Origin of the sequence: Halobacteriovorax vibrionivorans, from assembly GCF_003346865.1 — a bacterium.
Lineage (GTDB): Bacteria > Bdellovibrionota > Bacteriovoracia > Bacteriovoracales > Bacteriovoracaceae > Halobacteriovorax_A > Halobacteriovorax_A vibrionivorans.
Window position 1 is genome coordinate 468,971 of record NZ_QDKL01000003.1, and the last position, 20,837, is coordinate 489,807.

The following is a 20,837-nucleotide window of genomic DNA, read 5'->3' on the forward strand; positions in this document are numbered from 1 at the left end:
TCCCTCAAGTTTAAGTCCACAGATTTCAGGTGCAACTAGCTGAAAGCTCATAAAAGTTGAAAATTACTACGGCATTTTTTAACCTTACTTTATATTAATCTTAAGTAGTTACGTGATTGAGACGATAATTACTTGGGATAGTAAATGAAGAAATACACGGATAAGTTAAAATTCATACTGGTAAGTACACTAGTGCTAGTGATGGCGTCATCGTGTGTACCTGAAGCGGCCAATAATCGTCTAACTTCTAGTACAGATAGTGAAGACGTTGGTGGCAACATCAACGAACCTGACTTTGAGTCGTCGGCAACATATATTCAATATGGTGGCAGCACTTACTCTTCAGTCTTTGAAATTGATAATTACTTTGATGATCAGATTACACTTAAAGGTGAAGGTGTACACAATTACGTTAAAGAAAACCTAGCAGATACTTATTGTGCAGTTGTTAATTTTCCTTCTATTAATTCGGGAACACCTCTTCTTGTGGTTGGTTTTCCACAATACACTATAAATGTAGAAGACTCATCACGTGAATACTTTATACGTTTCACTTATCGTAAGGATGATGCCGGTTTATCACAGAGCTATTGCGGTAACTTACAAACTTATTTTACAGCAAACGGTCTTGACTGGTCTAAAGTGACATACAAAGTTTCAGACCTTTCTTCAAGTTTATCAAATGTTTCAGTTACTTCCGGGCCACTTAAGTTTGCCACCTCAATGGGAAAAGACCTATCAACGAATCTTGGAAACAACTTGGCCTTTAAAGTTTATTTTACATACAATGGCGACAATAGTGGTGGGAGCAATAACCTCTGCAGTAGCGATAGTGCATGTGCAACATACGGAAGTGATTTTTGCTGTTTAAGTAATCAATGTGTTCAAGATCTTTCACAAAAAACAGAAACAGTACCAAATTCAATTCTTAATGAAATTGAACTCAATCCATCTGCTATTTACAATTATCCAAATTATTACAATATCTGTACAGTAGGAAGCACTCCACCTACAGATAACGAAGATCAATATACTCCAGATGAAGAAGCAGCTATTCGCTTTAATCGTTTAAAACAATTATATCAGTGTACAACTCCAATCGATGGAGAAAGAGGTATTTGTACAACTATTTATGAAGGTGCGCGTACAGATCTCGTTTCAAATTACGAAACGAATATCGATGATACAAACTTTGACTATATTTATAAAGGAACTAAACCATTTTTAAATTCTGTACACGAAGTAAGATATCAAAATGCAGTTATCTATAAAGATGGCTCATCAGTTAGACCTGGAGAAGTATCAATCTCAGGTGAAAATGACAACTTAACTGACACAACAAAGCTTACAATTACCACAGCATATGATGAAGATAATAAATATAAAAATCTAGAAATAGACGCTTATACTGATGTTTCATGTAAGAGAATCAATAACTTCCAGGCACAATGTTATAAAGTGTATAAACAAGGACAAAATGAAGGCCTTATCACAGACCACTACCCTGGTACACAACGCTTTCAAATTCCATACTATGCAAATCTAGGAAATAAATTAGTTGTACAAGTTGATGATGTAACTCGTACACAAAATACATCTTGGAACTTAGAAGTTGGTGCAATCAATGAAGTTGTCTTTAATAGCTCACATATTGTACAAGACTCACAAACTGTAAAGATCATCTTTTATGTTGATTTAACTAATCACACAACAATACTTGATGCAAAAGAAAAGGCACAAGCAGAGATCGCATCATATTGTAAGTGTGCACTAAGAGAATGTGCTCTTGAAGAGGTTAGAAACACGAGTGATACAGTTGTAGATTATCAGTGTTATTTAAAACCAACACAAGATGATCCTCCGCTACAACAAAACTTTTATCTTTCTGCTAAGACTGCACCTCAAAGATACTTTGACTCAAACGGTGTAGCAAAGAAAGACTTAACTCTTTCAGATGTCATCGCCGACCCTACACTTGCTCAAGAAGGATCTGCTTTTGCTTATATTAGTGGAGACAAGGCGAAACCAAATAATATTGATGGATATGTTGGATTTAATGAAATATACGGAAGTTTTGACTTAACAAGTAGTTCAGCAAAACCAGCTAAAGAGATTCAAGTTAAAGAAGGTACAACGTATGATATTTTTGTATCAGGTGGTAACTACTCTAGCTGTTCATCTTGTGGAAATGACTACTACGCTTCTTCTGTAAAAATGTTCCCTAATGAATTTGAAAATGGTCCTGCTGGTTACCAGCCAGACCTTTCCACTTCTTCAAGAAGTGAGACAAGTAAATACCGCTCTGATGATTTTCTCTTTGGACGCGCCTGTTTTGTTCCAGCAACAATGATTGGATGGGCCCATCAGACTTTTGAAGATGTGCAAGAGCAGAGATTAAATCGTATGCGTACACAACACTTCATGGTCGCCAATGGTTATGATCGCGATTGGTATGGTTTCAATTATGGATCAGTCATTGGTTCATTTGATGGAGTAAAATGGTTTGCTGTAGGTACGAAGAGACGTATCAAGGCCACAACGAATAAATTATTTCTTGCAATAAATGCTAAATTTTCAGATCAAACAGTTGAAAATAGTTATTCAGTAACTGTTCAAGACTCTACTATTAATGGAAGTATTAGTATTCCAACAACTGACTTTGAAACCGATGGTGCCACTTGTCAGCAAGTTCATACTTGTAACACAGATAATGAATGTGTTTCATCTCTTGGTTGGGATTATGTATGTGAGAATATCTCAACAGTATCTTCTCCATATCCAAACTTTGATATCAATGCTAATGAGATTCCACAAGAGTTAGATATAGATCGCCTACTATCTTTAAATGGTACTTTTTCAGGTAATGTGAAACGATGTGTATATAGAGGTCGCGGTGCTGCTTGTCGACCAGAGTATAATGAAACAAATTCATCATCTATTTCATATACTGCTGTAGGGACAAAGAAACTTCACGGTTGCTCTTTTAATAATCACTGTCAACCTCTGGAAGGAGCAGACAACAAATACTTTAATAATCGTATCTCTAGAAAAGCAACTTCTCTAGCTCTTCAAAATGGTCAAGCTGACAATGATACTGAAATGGTTTCAACTGTAGGTTTAGTGGCACCAAGCCTTGGAAGACCTTTTAAATATAGAGGTGATGAAGAACCAAACTACCAAGCAAGAAGAAACCTTATCCTTAATGATGTAAAAGGACTCTGTCTACCAGGCCGTGATGCAAACTTAGAAGATGTCGTAACATCTATGGATGAACCATCTGAATTCATGCCTGACTTTATTGGAAATATGGGTAATACAGTATCAGATATGCAAAATAATACTAATGAGAATATGTTCTTAAGCTGCCCTACTTTTGATACTAATGGAAATTATGTAGCATTTGATCCTCTTCAAGATGTAACAACTAAGACGACAGAACTTCAATTACTATCACGTTCTCAAAACTTAAGTACATACTTCTTAGAAGTATTTGATGGTCTAACAAACGAAGAGCTTCTAACAGATCTAAATGAAAGTGATACAAGTATAATCGAAAGTCTATCTCTACCTGTCAACGCTTGCTTAAGAGCGCCAGGTTCAACTTGTTTCACAGACCTAGACTGCTCAGCTTCTAAATTTGTGGCCGACAACACTAAAGGTGTTGCACTAGAAGATATTTTAACTCTAACAAGCCAATATGAATTATCATTCTGGCAAACAGAACTTGTGTGTTCTCAACCGGCCAGAGTAACAGACAGTGACTACGATATTAGAAATAATCGCTGTTGTTCAGAAATTGGAAATACATTTAAACTTCCGACTCTAGAAACGACTGGCTCACCTATCTCTACAGATTCATCTATTACAGCAACAGACACTGTTGATCTTGAAAGAGTTCCTGCAGCAGAAATCGGGGCCAAGGAAGCAACACGCTTCTCAGGAAATGTTCTAACAGAGTACGAGAGAAATACAGACTCTCTTAATACAATGGAAATCCAAAGAAATGATCTCACAGTTGATATCTCAGACCCAACAACACCATCTGTTGATAGACAATACAAATTACTAACAACATATGGTAAGAAGATGTGTTGTTCTGAAAACTGGGTCAGAAGTTTTAATAAAGATGAAAATGGTGGCGGCCATGAATGGGGCCCTAATAAGATGCAGGCCCATGGTCAACAAACCCTATCTGATTTCAAATGTTATAATTATGCTGAGCAAGACAAGGCCACATGTGATGGGAATAATGCTCTAAACGGTAATCTATGTTCTCTACTCGATATCCCAGAGCCTATCGCTTTAGATATAACGAAATGGCTTAGTTATTATGAACTAACAGGTATTCCTAATGTTGTCATAAAGGATCATATTGAATCTGTTCATGATACATCAGCTTCCTACCCAATGTGTAGAAAACCAATATATAGATCAGCAGCTGCGACTCCAGAATATTCAAATGGAGCTGCTCCTGATGCTAATCAAGATGAATATACTGATGACTTCTATACTCTAAATGGACTAACTAACGCGACAAGAGATGTTGATACAACAACACAGGCCGGACAAGACTTTAAGACAGTATTTGAGGCCGATGAGTTTGCATGTTGTATGCCAGCAGGAACTCAAATGGCAGCAGGAGATGATGCTAATATGTGTTGTACGGGATACATCAACCCACAAAATAATAAATGTCAGCTAAAGAATTATACTAATGTAACGGCCTATACAAATCGCTATGTTTCAAGTGAGCTACAAACATTACCAGACACAGAGTTTGAAGCAACAACAGGTATGATGACAGACCGAGAGAAACTAGCGGTAATTGCATGTGAAAGAGAAATGTGTGCAGAAGGTTTTGTTGCTTTTGGACTTGTTCACGGACAATACGGACTTCCTGAAGAGACTCTTGAGGACGCTGATCAACTTGGTGCAGGTAATGTAAAAAGATTCATGCAAAACTATGATAATGATAATGAATTAGGACGCGTTGACTACTTCCTTGAAGGAATGAAGTGGAACTCTAATGTTTATTGTATTCCACAAGCAACAGCGAACGCACTTCAAAGCGCTACACCACCAGTGCAAGTTCTTAACTGTAATTAGATCTTATTTCAGTGGTGATTTTATCTAAGATACGTTTTGCAGTATCAACATGATTTTCGCTTATGAAAGGATGTACTTTTAAAGTAAGAGAAAGTTTAGCATTAAACTCCATGGCCACTAATCCAATGGGAAAATTTCTTGAGCCAGGAGTCGTTGCAAACCACACCTCTTGCTCCCCTAAACTATCATAAGTTTCATCTCTCACATCCCATGAACCAACATTTGAAAATGTACCAAGCCAAAAATTCTTACCTGCTGAGTTACGAGATAATTTTGCCATATAGCCTCGACCAAAGAGCACACCTATGTGATGTACCCACCAAAGTCCTATATGATTTAAAGTCTTAACTTTTGCACTAAAAACTTTTCTAATACTTTCATATGTAGAGTTTGCATTTAAGCGCATCTGGACAAATGATGTATGATTCTCATAAGGATTAATTTTATTGACGATGCCTCGAATATTAATTGGAAGTAACCAAGAATATGATTCATTTTGACTTTCTTCTTTTATCAGCTCAAATACAAAACGATTTAATAATTCTAAGATGACGATATTTTGCGAAAGTTTATTCTCTTTCAAGTAATCGTTAAACTTTTTTGTTTCATCTACACTTAAGGCCTTTAGCGCAAACTCATAATTATTCTTAGGTCGTTTTTGACTTTGAATTTTCCAATCAGGTTTGTGTGCTGGTGAGATATCCTTTGCTCTAAAAGCAAGTTTAATATGATCAAAGAAACTAATCTCTTTTTTGTAATTAGAAAAGATTGGACCTCTTTTTGCCCCAAGCTTAGTAAGATAAAAAGGGATTGAAGCACTACCATCCATTAAGGAGTGTGAGTATTCAAAATACTGAGGCTCATGAATATCACCATCAATATATTTGGCCCTACCAATAACACATTGATCATTCTCTCCTCTTTCTTTTAGAATCTCATACCAAACACCTACCCAATCTCTAGAGAGGTAACGGTTTTTTAAAATACTAAATGGCCAAATAGAAAAGATCACAGAACACTTCCTTCAAATCGAAATTTTCTCACTGGCCAAAGAGGACCTGTTGTATCACCGTGAATTTCAAACATATGCCCTGTCGATTCAACGATTATCCCATCAATAAAGTACGAGAAATTAAACTTTTCCTGACCTGTATATAAATTGCAAATATGAAAATCATTCATCGTCTTATTAAGACTGAAATATTTTAGAATACTCATTATCATTTCTTTTTTTGCTTCATTACTCAATGATCTTTCAAATGATAAATAAAGAACTTCAAGAGTTTGTAAGATACCGTTACTAACCCCTGGCCTTCCCATTAATTGAACAAGCTTTGTTAATAGCCTCTTAGGTGCTTGCATATTATATAATTTATAACGACGTCCTAATGACTTGTCTGTAATCATAAAAACTGCACAAAGCTTTGCTCCATCAAATACACCAAAGTATTTATTGTCCTTCTCATCAGTGATCTGCTCTCTAAGTTCAAGATTAGAGTTTTCACTACGATAGAAATCATTAAATTTCTTAAAATTTATTTTTTGAACTCGCCCTCTTGCTGGATTAAAAACTGGAGGACAGACAACGGAGTAAACATGGTAATTATCAATATGACGGTAATTGAAACCTCGGCCATTTTTCGTCAAGGATTTAATGGCACGCTCATTATCAGATAAAATTGCAGTATAAGACATTTCACATCTTAACTCTTCACTTAAATTTGGCAGGGCCTCAATGATATCTTTGAACAATTTTCTCCATTGAACTTTAGCTCTTCTGCCTCCAACGGGAGAAACTCGTAAGTCACAAAAATAAGCAACTGGTCGAAACTCTCCATCAACATGGCGAATTTGCCTAATAATAGTCCCTACTCCACAAATTGTTTCATCATCATTTAAAAAGACGAAGCTCCAGTAGTGATTTCCTTTTCTTTCATAAAATTCAAAGAAGTTATCACCACGATCAAAAGACAGGGACTCTGTCCCTGTTTGCATATGTATATCTTTGTAGAAGTTTAAGATGGCGTCATTATCGGATTTTGTAGCGAGTCTGATATGACTATATGGTTCCATGACCTCTTCTAAGGTCAACATAGACGCCTCCTTAAGGACTTAAATCTGACTAAAAAAAGTCTAAGTGTAAGATTTAACTTTTCTTACTGATCTTGCTCTAACTAATCTCTTTAATAAGAAAGTAACAATACGACCAAATGAAAAGTGGACATTCATCATTGTTCCATACTCGATAACTTCATCATCTGGTTCAGTCATCCCTGGAAGTAACTTAGTATATCCTTTATAAAGTCTAAAAGGTCTAATAGTATTATAAATTTCACCTAATTTTGGTTTAGAACTTGAATATGCATAGATATAGAAGTTTCTTCTCATCTTAGTAGCTTCAAGATACATCATAAGCCAGAAGTAAATTCCAAGCATACGACAACGTTGATATCGAGACATCCAAAGAGCAGTTGCCTCGAAGAGATCATTTTCAAAGTCAGGTACATCTTTTTTAAGTTTTGCTAAGGCCTCATCTGGAAGACTTTTAACAACACGTGAGTCACTTCCTAGTGCAAAAGTAAAACCACCACACATAACGCCGTGACGATTAAAAAGTGCGAATGTTTTATTTCTAGCAAGAAAGTCGATTGGAAACTTAACTCCAATTCTTTGGTAGGCCAATCTTTGAAATTCTTTTAGTTCATCAACCTCAGTAATATTTCTAAGCTCCGAACGGTAGATACGCTTTACGCGGCGTCCTGTTCCTACAATAACACCAGGTAGTACAGCTAATTGCTTAATCATATCTCTCTCCTCCATAGAGTATGTAACCGGGGACCATCTTAGAAAGCGCAGTAACCAAAAGTAAAATCTCATCCAAATATTAAGATTTCCCCATTTTCCTTGAGTGCACATATAATACCTATAAAAATAGGTGCTTATAAAGGGCCAATGAAAATCTTATTCAAAATCTAACAACAGTTTTGGCCATATTCGTCAAAAAAGATCTGTTTACAACAATTATTAGTGTCAACATGCCACCATATGAAAAGAGTCATTTTTGTAATGCTTTCAGATATTTACGCAAAGAGTCATGACGTGTACATCAAGGATTGGTAAATTCCCTCATTCACAAAAGGAGCCCCATGAATACGATAAAGTATGTCTTAATCTTAACCATCCTCAATATTTCTTTTAATATTCAGGCAATCAATAAAACGGCCTTTTCTGGCAAAGAATTTTGGTATATCGATCAGGCAGACCGTGTAGAAATCTTAACTGATCTTTATAAGCAAACAAAAGCAGAATACGCTCTTTGGGAAATTAAGAAAAAGCGTATCGGTGTTGATGGAGATAAGTTATTTAAAGAGGCAATCGAAGCAGAAAAAACAATTGCTGATGTCGATGGTGCAATTGCACAAGCAAGAAGCAATATGAATTTCTACGATCGTACTAAAAAGATCATCGCAACTTTCCAAGATACTCACTTTGGACTTAACACTCATATACCTGCACCTTGGATTGTATCTGGCTTTAATACTAAATACATCCCAGCTAGTGATAAAGTTGTTATTGCACAAATGTATGAGAAAGTTATTCAAAAGACAGTTTTAGAAAGTCGCTCAGGTGTTATCGAGCAAGTAGAACTTGGAGATGAGCTACTAAGCGTTGACGGTGTACCAGTAAAAGAGGCCATGAAAAACCTTATGCCATATATGGATGCATCAAGTGTTGGTTTTGCAAAGTCACAAGCAGGACGTTTTCTATTAGAAAGATACTTCCTCTTTCCATCGAGACCTTTCTTTGATGCAGAAATTAAGAGTGCTAAAAACGGAAGCATTTATAAAGTACGCCTACCACTTTATTTCTCTGGTGATACATCAGTTATTAGAAAGAAAGATATTTCATACTACCTTGAGCAAAAAGGTTTCCTAAAGCTTAAAGAGTTAAGATTTACTTTTTCAGATAAAGAAAGAAAATTTGTAAAGAACACTAGCCTAAAAGTAAAAGGCTTCGATTCAGGACTACCAAAAGGTGCAATTGAACTAGAGAACTGGACATCTGCAAATGGTGGAGGAAGTCCAATTGTTCACTCAGCTTTAATACTTAAAAACACTAAAGCCTATGCTTACCTTGCTGTAAATTCATTTTCGGTATCGACTGTTTATAACAATGGCCAAAGCAAAAGCTTCCTTGATGCTTTAAGACAAAACATTAAATATTTTAAAGATCAAGGCCTAGACCTAATTCTAGACATAAGAAATAATGGTGGTGGTAACGGTGGTTACCCTGCACAACTACTTTCAATGCTAACTCAAGAGAATGAGACTTATCCAAATGCAACTTGGGCAACAGCAACAACACGCTATATGCGCCAATTAATAGAATACTATGGGGTAAGAGAGTTATTTAAAGATATCAATGGAATGGATTGGGAAAGACAATCAGATGCATTCTTTGAAGCAGCATATAACGAACGTCCATACTCTAGAGCTGTACAAAATGAAGATATTAAAGCAGATGAAGAAGTTGGTGGTTACAATGGAAAAATCGTAGCTCTTATCTCTCCAAATTGTATTTCAGCGTGTGATATCACAAGTATTCTTCTTAAAGGATCAAAACGAGCTAAGTTAATAGGTACACATGCTAATGGAACAGGGGCAGGTTATCGCTCAAATGATGAATACAATACACAGTTTAAAGACCGCTTTCATGTATTCTCTACTCAGATTCCTAATATGCTATTTGGTTACGGACAATCTGAAGTTAGCTACAAACAAGACCTAGGTTTAGACTCAGCCTATGAACTAAATTCAGAAAATGTACCTGTTAAGGCAGATATTGAATATGTAGAGACATTAGAAGATTCTAAAAACTACATGTCAGGATGGATTTCAAAAGCAATTGAAGTATTAAATCAATAATTGATCTCGGCCGCTTAATAGATCTTACTTATTAAGCGGCCTTATCATAAAGCCGATCTCTCTGCGATGAGATGGTAAATGAAAAACTGTCACATCATATTTATCCGAGAAGTTCTTTACCCACAAATCAATCTTTTCTAAATCACTTAAGACTGGTGTTTTAATCGTAAGAAAGCCACCTTTAATATCTTTATAAAAGTCCATAATGCGTCGAGATTGATTTGTATTTAAGTCACCATTTAGATTTAGATCTGAAATCAACCAATCACAATGTTTTGGCAATTGAGCACGAGTGATATCAAATACACTCTTTTTAATATGTTCAAAATTATCACCAAACTTTTCACTAATAATTGGATCCATCTTAGCAGGATCAATTGAGACGAGCTTAGCACCTCTTTCTAATACATAGTATGAAATTCCACCAGGAGCACTCCCTACTTCAATAACCTGATCATCTGATGATAGCTCTATATTAAATAGTGTAAATGCTTGGTTAATCTTATGATAAGCACGAGCAGGAACTTCCTGCGCTAATTCAACCTCTTCAATATCAAATGTATCGACCGAAGTAGAAATTGTACGATAAGACCAGAATTGATTCTCTGAGACTGCGACAAACTTTCCAGCAGATGGTTTTTCCTGACTCTTCTCATTAAAGACTGCTTGTCTGCGTGCAAAGATTAAGGGATTTGATGTTAGTTGTTCTTCATATGAAGAAGGGCCTTTCATACTGATGAATTCTTTATTAGAGAAACTTAATCTAAGCTTAGGATGCTTTAACTTAATTTCTTCAAGTAGAAGATCCTTTAGCTTTTCATGATAGAAAAATAAGTAAAAATCGTTCATAGGCCCATCCTAACATGATTTATATGCACATGCGCCCATAAATTATTTATGGGCGTATACACAAGTATATTGAAATTATAATGATGCAGGTGAACGAAGATTTTGTTCAATCTGAAATTGAGTAAAGATATTCTCCTTATTCTCTCCTTCAGAATAATAATTCTTATAAGGTATTGAACCATTTAAATTAGCACTAAAACTTCCTTTATTTGAATAAGAACCAAATAGTCGACGAATGAGATAATCTTTTTCAACGTGATTATTAATATTGTAAGCAATATCTTTAAAACGCCACAGTGGTAGTTCATGCTTATACTTTGCATAGAGCTGCTTTGAACCAATTTCCATACATGCTGCGACCATTCTTCTGCGCTTTGAAGGCCTAAAGAAATACTTCCAGCGATACTTTCTTTCGCACTTTCTCTTTATTTCAGAAGTATACTTTCCAACGGACCACTCTTTTAAGAATGTCCCATATGAACGATAAAGCTTGTGACGACAAGCACTGAAAAAAGACCTTAGGCGTCTAAAAAAGTTCTTTGATTTTCCACCACAAGCTTCTTTAAAGATATCGTAAACTTCAGATGAATTACGATTTAAGAAGTTTGCCATATTAGAATTATCAATTGTCATAGTAGATGAAAACTCAGCAGGTGCCTTAACTGTATAGTTTTCAAAGACAGAGGCAAAGTTACCATAACTTTGAGTGCGATCTCTAATGAGACCTCTCATCTTTTTTTCGGTTTTATTCTTACTCCACTTATAGTCCTTATTTACCTTGCTTTGCTGATCAAGGGTCATGGTATAGACATTAGAGCTAAAGATATCAAAATCACGACGAGACTTAATAAGCTCCTCATCTGATTCATAATTGATATCAACGACCTTAGAATCAACTCGATCATTTGAGATTAATTGATCATAGCCAACTAATTGACCAAGAACGATATTAAGTAATTTAGTAAAAAAGTTTTGTGTATACGATAGACGTTCATAACGATGAGAAAAGAACTTATAAACCTTTCCATCTTTTACGACCTCTGTCGATTCTGTTTGAGAGTCTTTGACCCCACCTATAATAAAGGCCAAGTACTTACTCTTTTTTAATTCTTTCTTACGGTTTTCATAGCTAGTTATATTATCTGCTAATTTTGAATAATTAAATTTTCCAAAACGAGTTACATTTTTTAACTCAGATAACTTCTCTCTATCATGTAAGTCCTGAACATAAATAGACATATAGGCCTTATATGATTTTTCAAAACTATAACTAAAGTCATAGCGAAATAATGTAAGCTTAACAATATTTAAAAAGTCCGCCATAAGCGTGATATTTGCTCCAGCTGAAATTAACTTAGAATCTTCTGCTGTAAGACGTATTAACTCATTTTCTTTTGCATTATCTGCCGGGCCAAGTCTTTGTATTTCAACAGAGGACTTTCTTTCATAGCTAGCAAGTGCACCAGCTGCAACACCAATACCTTGATAGGAAGCAGTTGCTGCCGCTCCAGCTGCAAAAGTAAGGGCATCTTCTTTTTTGATAAAATCGTAATCACTTAATTTATCAAAATTTTCTGGATTCAAATAACGATACATAAAGAATAAACGATCAAAGTTTGTCTGAAGTGCATCCGTTGCATTTGCAGCAAAGTGATTGTAGCGAATTGTTCTTTTAAGAGATAAATTACTATAAGACTTCAAAACCCCAGGGGCTATATCAATGATCCCCTTTTCTTGAAGAGCGCTTAGGAAATTACGGGCAGAAATTTCAATCACCATTTCATCATTTACAAGATACTGATCCTCATCAAAAAGAGAAGGTGCAGCTGAGCGATTAAACATAACTTTAAAACCATGAAAATTTCCAGCGTGTCTCCACCCCACAAGATTGACACCACCAAAGAAACCATTTGATTCATTACTAAGTCGATCACCAATGGACTGGTAATTTGCTTCGTAATTATCATAAATCGTTTTATAAATTGGCGATATGTCGGCCAGATCTGTATCGGAAAACTCACTTTCTAACTTATACTTATCAACACTGAAATTAGAAAATTGAACAGATTCCTGCCCTGTCTGTGCGAAAGCAAGATTTAGATTAGTAAAAGTTGTGAATGTTAAAATGAGAAGTAGAGTTTTCAAGTTCTTCTCTGCATTACCTTTAGTGTTCACGGTTCATCCCCCTATTTCCCCTGCGGACTATCCACAATGGACTTTTGGTAGGAAAAGAAACGGAAACTAACGTGCAATACAGATTCTTAGCCTAAAAGGGATGTTCGTTCATTTATCGACGCGAAGCAAGATTTTTCTTATCCATTATTAACACTGGCTTAATTTCATATATTTACGACTAAATAGTGATAGATATTATCTAATGCGACTTAATATTAATTTACTGGATTTATACTATAAAGCGTTCGATAATGAATATAACGATAAAATTCGTTGAACGTTAAGAAGTTTTAATAATCAATAAACGAGTAAATAACTAGGAGAAAAAACATGGCATTTGAAAGTATTGATGGAAAACAAGTACCTAAGACATCATTTAAAGTTTATAGAGATGGTGGCCTGGTAGATTTAAGTTATGATGATGTGTTTAAGGGAAAGAGAGTTGTCGTATTCTCACTACCTGGTGCATATACGCCAACATGTTCATCAACACACCTACCTCGTTATAATGAACTGGCCAATGCAATCAAAAAAGAAGGTGTTGATGAGATCTATGTTCTCTCAGTAAACGATGCTTTTGTAATGGATGCTTGGATACAAGATCAAAACGCAGAAGATATTCACGTCCTACCTGATGGTAATGGTGAGTTCTCAAAAGGTATCGGACTACTTGTTGATAAATCAGATATTGGTTTTGGGTCACGTACTTGGCGTTACTCAATGGTGGTAAATGACGGTGTGGTAGAAAAATCATTTATTGAACCTGATAAACCAGGTGACCCATTTGAAGTATCTGACGCTGATACAATGTTAAAATACTTAAACCCGAAAGCTAAAGCACCTGAGGCCATTGCTCTATTTACAAGACCAGGTTGTCCTCACTGTCATCGTGCAAAAGAGCTTTTAACAGAAAAAGGCCATAAGTATAATGAAATAATCCTTGGTAAGGATACTTCAAATCAGGCCTTATTCGCTATCACAGGCCAAACAAAAGTTCCTCAGATTTTTATCAACGGGGAGTTGATTGGTGGACGCGATAAATTAGAAGAATTATACGCTTCAAAGTAAAAAAATAAGGCCAGCATTAAGCTGGCCTTCTACATATCTTAAATACAAAAAAGCATTTCAAAGTAAGTTGGAACTGGCCACATATCATCAGGAATGATCTGCTCAAGATTAGCACAGTTTTGTGCAATCAATTCACTTACAGGCATTAAGTCATAAGCAATTTTTCTAGCAGCTTCTTCTTCTGAGTTTTTCTCATGTAAGTCACTTAGGGCATTCTTTAGGTTTCGCGTTTGCTCAAATGCACCCTCAAGAGAGAATTGTAGCTCTTTTAGAAGCTCTTTTTCCACAGTTGCCTCTACCTTACATGACTTACTAGCTAGAATTGAATTCGTAAGTTTTTCTTTATATTGAATCGCTGCAGGGATTACATGCTGATTAACCATTCCAATGAGAGTATTAAATTCAATCTCACGCTTAGTGATATAAGCTTCTAAGTGAACGTTATAAAGAGTCTCTAATTCAGAATTGCGATAAATACCATGCTTCGTTAAAAATGAAGTCTCATCTTTATTAACTAAATACTCTAAACAATCTGCAGTTGTTTTAAGATTTGGTAGTCCCCTACGCTCAGCTTCTTCTAACCATTCTTGAGAGTAACCATCACCATTGAAAATAACATTCCAAGACTCATTTAATAACTCATGACAAACATCTAATAAGGCCTGATCAACAGGTGTTCCTTCATTAATTTTGCTTTCAAGCTTATGATTAACTTCTTCAAGAACACTTGTCACAGCTCCATTGAGAATTGTTAGAGGAAATCCAATTGATTGATCAGAACCACATGCTCTAAATTCAAACTTATTTCCAGTAAAAGCAAATGGCGAAGTACGATTTCGGTCCGTATTATCTTTTGGAAGCTTGGCAAGTTGTCCAGCACCAAGATCTAGTATTTCTTGAGACTCTGGAGCAAAGTCAGATTTTTCTTTAATTGCTTTAAAAATTTTCTCAATTGTTGATCCAGTAAAAACTGAAATAATAGAAGGAGGAGCTTCATTTGCACCAAGTCTATGGTCGTTACTATGAGAAGCAATAGAAGCTCTTAGTAGTTTTGCATGGCGATCTACCGCAGTAATTACGGCAGCAGTAAAAGCTAAGAAGCGATAATTTTGGTGAGGCTCTTTTCCTGGGTTTAATAAATTGATTCCAGTATCACTTGCAAGTGACCAATTTAGGTGCTTACCTGATCCATTGATTCCAGCAAACGGCTTTTCATGCATTAGAGCTTCAAAGTCATGGCGCTTGGCCACATTTTCAATTGTCGCCATAACCATGTGATTATTATCTGCAGAGATATTTGCATCTCTAAAAATCTGAGCAATTTCAAATTGTCCTGGAGCAACTTCATTGTGACGAGTCTTTGCAGGAATCCCTAATTTATGAAGTTCAAAATCAAGCTCTTCCATAAACGCCATAACTCTTTCGTTAATAGCGCCAAAGTAGTGATCATCTAGTTGTTGGTTCTTTGTTGAAGCAGCACCAAAGAGAGTTCGTCCTGTCATTACGAGGTCGCGTCTTTGGTAGTAATAGGCCTTATCAATTAGGAAATATTCTTGTTCTGCCCCACAAGTTGCGATAACGCGCTTAACATCAGTTTCTCCAGTTAAGTGCAAGAACTTCTTTGCTACTTCACCAAGAGCTGAATTTGATCTTAGTAATGGAGTCTTAATATCAAGAGCTTCTCCGTGATAAGAAACAAAGGCCGTTGGAATACAAAGCGTCTTTGACTGTCCAGAGCCGATTAAGAACATTGGAGATGTTAAATCCCATGCTGTATAACCACGGGCCTCAAAAGTTGATCTCGCTCCCCCATTTGGGAAAGAAGATGCATCCGGCTCACCTTGAATAAGTTGAGTCGCTGATAATTCTTCTATTGGCTGTCCTGTTGAATAATCGTAATCGAGAAAGGCGTCATGCTTTTCAGCAGTTGCACCTGTTAAGGGTTGGAACCAATGGCAAAAGTGAGTTGCGCCTTTATTTAAGGCCCAAGCAGTTACGGCCTTTGCCACAATCTGCGCCTGAGACTCTGTGATTTGAGCGTTACTATTAATGACTTCGTTAATTTCTTCTCTAATAGAATCAGGGATTTCTTCAGCTGTTTGAATATCAAATGTATTTTCACCGAAATAATCTGATATCTTGTGATAATTTCCAGCTGTATCCTTAGGGCGAAAAAAACTTAAGCCTTGACTGATAGTGTCATTAAGACTACTTTGAACACTCATATACTTCCTCTCCATGGCAGTGAGTTATTATTACCAATATTATAGGAAAGGATGAATATTTATGCCAACAAAATCTTATTGAGAAATTTGAATTTCTTGGAATGTTTGGATTTTAGAATAATCAATTGTTTCGGCCTTGATTTTAGACATACAAAGAACACAACCTGCCATTAAAACAAAGACCATTTTTAATATTGCTTCATATGCATCTGGTGGTAACATTGCGAACTCCAAAACTTTAAGCTACAAAAATAATTGATAGATAAATGCATAATTGCAAAAGAAATGCTGATGAGCAATAAAAATTTTAAACGAAGTACATTTTTATATGTGACACCAAAAGAAGTTCCAAAAGACTATCTTATGGATCACAAGCTTGATTACCGCTTATCCAGATGGTGCCTAAAAGAGCTGACTCAAGAAGAGAACTTAAGTATATTCAATCACTTACATATGGAAGCTGACGAGACTAAGTTGGTATCAATAAGTCATACTAAGGAGCTAGCAGCCTGTGCGCTATGCATCAACAAAAACGTACGTTCTATCGGCATCGATATCGAATGGGTTGGAAGAAAAATAAGGGATGGAAGCTTTAAATACTTTGTTTCAAAAGAAGAGGAATTAGAACTCTATTCTCCCCTAGAGATTTGGTGCATAAAAGAAGCGGCCTTTAAGGCCTATTATCCATTTCACGATCAATCGCAAAAAACACTTGTTCTAACTGATTTTGTAATTAAAGAAAACGCGACCTTGTTGGCCCCAAACGGTGAAACCTTTGATTTTTCACTAACAAAGCAAAAAGTAGAGGACAAAGAATTTATCCTTGTCCTCGCAGAATATTAACTCAAATACTTTTTAAATAATTCTTCATCATTAACTTTAAGTTCTTTAATTGATCTTAATCCATTGCCTAGAGTAACTGTTACAGTTTGCAACTTACCTGTACGTGCGATTAAAAGATCGATTTGATCATTTTCACTATACATCTCATCTAATTTATCGATGATCTTCTTATCTACCCTTAAAGCATTGATTGCAATAATTTCATCTCCAGCATTTAGGCCACTTTTATATCCGCAGCTTCCTTGTCTTACTGACTTAATATTGATTCTTCCCTTTTCATCCGAAAGATTAACACCAAGATCAAGTTTAGGAGTTGTCCACTCAACCTCAACACCCATTTTTTTAAGATGAGATTCAAAATCAATCTCTTCAACACCTTCTACTAGAAGTTTAAATTCATCACATACTTTCTGAGAAACAAGAGATGATAAGATTTTAAAGAAGCCATCTTTAGTTAAACCAGTCTCAGGCCTTTGCTTATAATCCGCCCATAGAGCACGGACGAGGTCATTAATCCCCTTACCTTCTTCTTTCATAAGAACATTTAGGACGAAGAATACAAGGCCACCTTTTAAATAATAGCTAACTGAAGAATTTTTAAAATTCTCCCCTGCGCGATAAAGCTTTACCCATGCATTAAAAGATGAATCTTCTAAAGAGTGATAACCACGGCCAGGTGTTGAAAGAAAATTATTAATATTTTTCTTCATGCACTCCATATACTCACTTGGTGAATAAAAACCTGCACGATAAGTTACTAACTGATCCACAAAACTAGTTAGTCCTTCAGTAAGCCAGTGCATACGAGTATAATTCTCATTCTTATAATCAAAAGGTCCAAGCTCTTTTGGCCTAATCCTTTTAACATTCCATAGGTGAAAATATTCATGGGCAACTAATTCAACAAATTGCTTCCTTCCTTTTTCTTTTGCCAATTCAAATGGACAGAATTGAAGAACTGTAGAATCGAGATGCTCAAGACCTCCAAAGCCATTAGGAGTTAGATGAGTGATGAAATAATAATGATCATAAGGTAAATCTTCATCGAAAATCTTTGCTGTCTCGTGAACGGCCTTTTCCATATCCGCCATTAGTCCAGAGAAGACATCTTTTTGTGAAGCAAAATCTCCATAGAAAGCAACGTGATGTTCCTTATCTTTATACATAAACCCATTAGTTTCATGACAGCCTATTTCAAAGGGAGAATCCATTAATTCATCAAGATTCTCTGCTTCATATAAGAAAGTCGTTCTCTCAGGAGATACATCTTTTAATGCAGTTGTAACTTTAGTCCAAAGAGGATTAATCTTGATCTCAATTTGAGCAGGGCCTTGCTGATTTTCAAATGCAATAAAGACACTTGGTCCATGTAAGAAGGCATGTGTATTATCCACGTGAGATGTTCTAACCGTTAAGTCATGACAATAGACACTATATTGAATAAGAACCTTTGAATCGTCTTTAATCACTTCTGACTTGAAAACAGGATGATCAAGTTGAACTTCCCATTCATTCTTAGATACTTGCTTGTGAAAAAGTCGATTACCTTTAGAATCCTCAACTTTTATCTCTTTAATATGCCTTGCATACTCACGCATTAAATAAGAGCCTGGTGACCAAGATGGCATATAGAAACGAAAATTATCACCTTCTACACCTTGAGATTTGATATCTGCTTCTAAACTAATATTGACGAGATGAGTGTGTGGATTTGGAATATCAATCGTATATTTAAGCACTTCTATAGCTCCTTTTATCTTTACTTTATAACTGTTAGATAACTCTAATTTATTTCATCAAAAACCTCTTGAAAAGGGTTCGTTTACTTGCTAAAAGCCATTAACAACACAATTTAATGGAAGACAACCGATGAAAACTGAATCAAAATCAGCGCAAAGCAGTGCGTCGTACAATATCGACCGCTCTCAAGTAACGCTACCAAAATTAAGTTTTACTCAAATGGCCCAAGATCAGCTTAATCTTATGCTTGAAAACGACTTTACTCTACAAGGCAAGTACTTAAGAATTCTTATAAGTGGTAAAGGATGCGAAGGATTTAAATATTCAATAGGTTTCCACGACTTAAATGATGATGACTTTCTAGTTCCTGTGAAGGAAATGGATACTGAAGTGGCCATTGATCCATTTACTGCTTTCTACTTAGGTGAAACGCAGATCGATTATCAATTTAACTACATTAACGACGAAGAAGGTTTTGTCGTTGTTAATAAGCAACAAGATGAGTTCCAAGGAAAATTTTGGCGTAAAGATAAGTCAAAAATTCCTCCAAAAGTTCAATAGCAAAATTCAGTAGGATAAAATATGGATTATCGCTATCTAAAGGCATTTACTCTAACGGCAAAATACCTAAGCTTTTCAAAAGCGGCAGCAGAGTTAAAAATTGCTCAATCTGCGGTATCTCGTCAAGTAAAGCTATTAGAAGAATCGATGAATGAAGAACTTATTATTCGCTCTAGTAAGAAAGTTATTCTTACGAAAAAAGCAAAAGATCTTCTTAAGTCGATAGAGCACTTTGAAGTTGACGTTGGTGAAATCTTTGAAAAAAATCAAGATAAGCCAATTCACATAGGAATCCTGGATGGACTACTTGTAAACTGGTTTAATCCAATTCTTGCAAAGTATGCCCAAAATTATAAACGCGATATATATGTACACGTAGCAGACTCTCCGGCCCTTAGACGAGGTATTGAAGACGGTGTCTATGACATGATCTTTTCAACTGATGGCTTTCAATCAGACCTAACTTCGTCATTGAAGTTATTTGAAGAGAAGTTTGTTATTATCTCAAAAGAAGAAATTAACAAGAAGAAGCTTCACGAGTACACGTGGATTGTTTTTAGTGAACTAGACCACTTATACAAGCTTTCAAAGAAGGCTCCCGCAAAAAAGATCGTTGTTAGCTCTCTTGAAAGTATAAAAGCGCTAGTTAAGCACGGTGTAGGTATTGCTGTAGTACCTGATCATACCCTTTCTAAGAATCATAAATTTCATACAGAACCTATTACAGGCCTTAAGAATATGAATATTTATATGACCACTCTTAGCTATAAGAATATGCCGCCATTTTTAAAAGAATTTTCAAAGATATTACAGGCGAACTAGAAACGCTCGCCTGTTTTTTAGATAATTATTTAACTCTTTTGATGTCTTTGATACCAATTGTTCCAATTAGAAATTTCTTATTAGAAACAAAGTGAAGCTTTGATGAAGCTCTCGATTCAAAATTAAACTTCCAATCTGAACCAACTCTTTCAACAGAGGCATCGTAATGCTTTCTTTCACCGTTAATACCTGAGTACAAAGTATCAATTGTGATATCGGCACCATCCGATGGGTTTAAGTTTGAAGCCTTGATTTTTACAACTTGACGATCAGAGCGCTCAACCAGAGTCACTCCTTTAAGAAGCTGTTGTAAGGTATATGTCTGTGTTGAGATAACTTTTCCATTTTGATCGAATTCATTCTTATAAAGAGATTCAACCTCCAAAGTTTCATCATCGACATTAATACCAAGATGGTAGTATGACTTGTCTTCATCATTTGTAATGTGAACAAGTTTAACTGGTGCGGCCATAAGTTTAGTTGCTATAAATGCCACAATCGATAATTGAATAAGTAATTTCAT

15 protein-coding genes are annotated in these 20,837 nt (G+C 35.7%); 6 read left to right on the top strand and 9 right to left on the bottom strand.

What is annotated here, in order from left to right; genetic code table 11:
* The first annotated feature begins 144 nt into the window (after positions 1–144).
* Positions 145–5,106 (top strand): hypothetical protein, encoded by a 4,962-nt coding sequence (locus DAY19_RS12980; protein ID WP_115363129.1) that lies wholly within the window; start codon positions 145–147, stop codon positions 5,104–5,106.
* On the opposite strand, the gene DAY19_RS12985 is transcribed toward DAY19_RS12980, so the two are convergent.
* Genes DAY19_RS12985 through DAY19_RS12995 form a run of 3 tightly spaced genes read right to left on the bottom strand, consistent with a single transcriptional unit; the run spans position 5,093 to position 7,911 of the window.
* Positions 5,093–6,118: a hypothetical protein gene (locus DAY19_RS12985; RefSeq protein WP_115363131.1), complete on the bottom strand. Its 1,026-nt coding sequence runs from the start codon at positions 6,116–6,118 to the stop codon at positions 5,093–5,095. The genes DAY19_RS12980 and DAY19_RS12985 overlap by 14 nt on opposite strands.
* Positions 6,115–7,200 carry a GNAT family N-acetyltransferase gene (locus DAY19_RS12990; protein WP_115363133.1) on the bottom strand — a complete coding sequence of 362 codons (1,086 nt, stop codon included), beginning with the start codon at positions 7,198–7,200 and terminating at the stop codon, positions 6,115–6,117. The genes DAY19_RS12985 and DAY19_RS12990 overlap by 4 nt, the downstream gene beginning before the upstream one ends.
* A 39-nt stretch (positions 7,201–7,239) precedes the next feature.
* A complete protein-coding gene (locus DAY19_RS12995; RefSeq protein ID WP_115363135.1) occupies positions 7,240–7,911 on the bottom strand; it encodes a hypothetical protein in 672 nt (223 codons plus the stop codon).
* A 341-nt stretch (positions 7,912–8,252) separates the two neighbouring features.
* On the opposite strand from DAY19_RS12995, the gene DAY19_RS13000 reads away from it, so the two are divergent.
* Positions 8,253–10,031: a S41 family peptidase gene (locus tag DAY19_RS13000; protein ID WP_115363137.1), complete on the top strand. Its 1,779-nt coding sequence runs from the start codon at positions 8,253–8,255 to the stop codon at positions 10,029–10,031.
* Between the two features lie 24 nt (positions 10,032–10,055).
* On the opposite strand, the gene DAY19_RS13005 is transcribed toward DAY19_RS13000, so the two are convergent.
* Both DAY19_RS13005 and DAY19_RS13010 read right to left on the bottom strand, forming a co-directional pair.
* Positions 10,056–10,880, bottom strand: coding sequence for an SAM-dependent methyltransferase (locus DAY19_RS13005; RefSeq protein ID WP_115363139.1), 825 nt, complete (start codon positions 10,878–10,880; stop codon positions 10,056–10,058).
* 75 nt (positions 10,881–10,955) lie between these two features.
* On the bottom strand, positions 10,956–13,055 hold the full coding sequence (locus DAY19_RS13010) for a hypothetical protein (protein WP_115363141.1): 2,100 nt from the start codon (positions 13,053–13,055) through the stop codon (positions 10,956–10,958).
* Between the two features lie 330 nt (positions 13,056–13,385).
* Here DAY19_RS13010 and DAY19_RS13015 point away from each other — a divergent pair, with 330 nt between their 5' ends.
* Complete coding sequence (locus tag DAY19_RS13015) at positions 13,386–14,123, top strand: glutathione peroxidase (RefSeq protein WP_115363143.1); 738 nt, start codon at positions 13,386–13,388, stop codon at positions 14,121–14,123.
* A gap of 38 nt (positions 14,124–14,161) precedes the next feature.
* On the opposite strand, the gene DAY19_RS13020 is transcribed toward DAY19_RS13015, so the two are convergent.
* Both DAY19_RS13020 and DAY19_RS15265 read right to left on the bottom strand, forming a co-directional pair.
* Positions 14,162–16,348 (bottom strand): glutamine synthetase III family protein, encoded by a 2,187-nt coding sequence (locus DAY19_RS13020; protein WP_158536905.1) that lies wholly within the window; start codon positions 16,346–16,348, stop codon positions 14,162–14,164.
* A gap of 75 nt (positions 16,349–16,423) precedes the next feature.
* A complete protein-coding gene (locus tag DAY19_RS15265; protein WP_158536906.1) occupies positions 16,424–16,570 on the bottom strand; it encodes a hypothetical protein in 147 nt (48 codons plus the stop codon).
* Positions 16,571–16,639: 69 nt separating this feature from the next.
* Here DAY19_RS15265 and DAY19_RS13025 point away from each other — a divergent pair, with 69 nt between their 5' ends.
* Positions 16,640–17,191 (top strand): 4'-phosphopantetheinyl transferase family protein, encoded by a 552-nt coding sequence (locus DAY19_RS13025; protein ID WP_158536907.1) that lies wholly within the window; start codon positions 16,640–16,642, stop codon positions 17,189–17,191.
* Here DAY19_RS13025 and DAY19_RS13030 read toward each other — a convergent pair.
* Positions 17,188–18,930: a M61 family metallopeptidase gene (locus DAY19_RS13030; RefSeq protein ID WP_115363149.1), complete on the bottom strand. Its 1,743-nt coding sequence runs from the start codon at positions 18,928–18,930 to the stop codon at positions 17,188–17,190. The two genes, DAY19_RS13025 and DAY19_RS13030, sit on opposite strands and share 4 nt — an antisense overlap.
* A gap of 130 nt (positions 18,931–19,060) precedes the next feature.
* On the opposite strand from DAY19_RS13030, the gene DAY19_RS13035 reads away from it, so the two are divergent.
* Positions 19,061–19,492 carry a HesB/IscA family protein gene (locus DAY19_RS13035; protein ID WP_115363151.1) on the top strand — a complete coding sequence of 144 codons (432 nt, stop codon included), beginning with the start codon at positions 19,061–19,063 and terminating at the stop codon, positions 19,490–19,492.
* A 21-nt stretch (positions 19,493–19,513) separates the two neighbouring features.
* Positions 19,514–20,314, top strand: a complete 801-nt coding sequence (locus tag DAY19_RS13040) for a LysR family transcriptional regulator (protein ID WP_115363153.1) — start codon at positions 19,514–19,516, stop codon at positions 20,312–20,314.
* Positions 20,315–20,339: 25 nt separating this feature from the next.
* Here DAY19_RS13040 and DAY19_RS13045 read toward each other — a convergent pair whose 3' ends face one another.
* Positions 20,340–20,837, bottom strand: coding sequence for a hypothetical protein (locus DAY19_RS13045; RefSeq protein ID WP_115363154.1), 498 nt, complete (start codon positions 20,835–20,837; stop codon positions 20,340–20,342).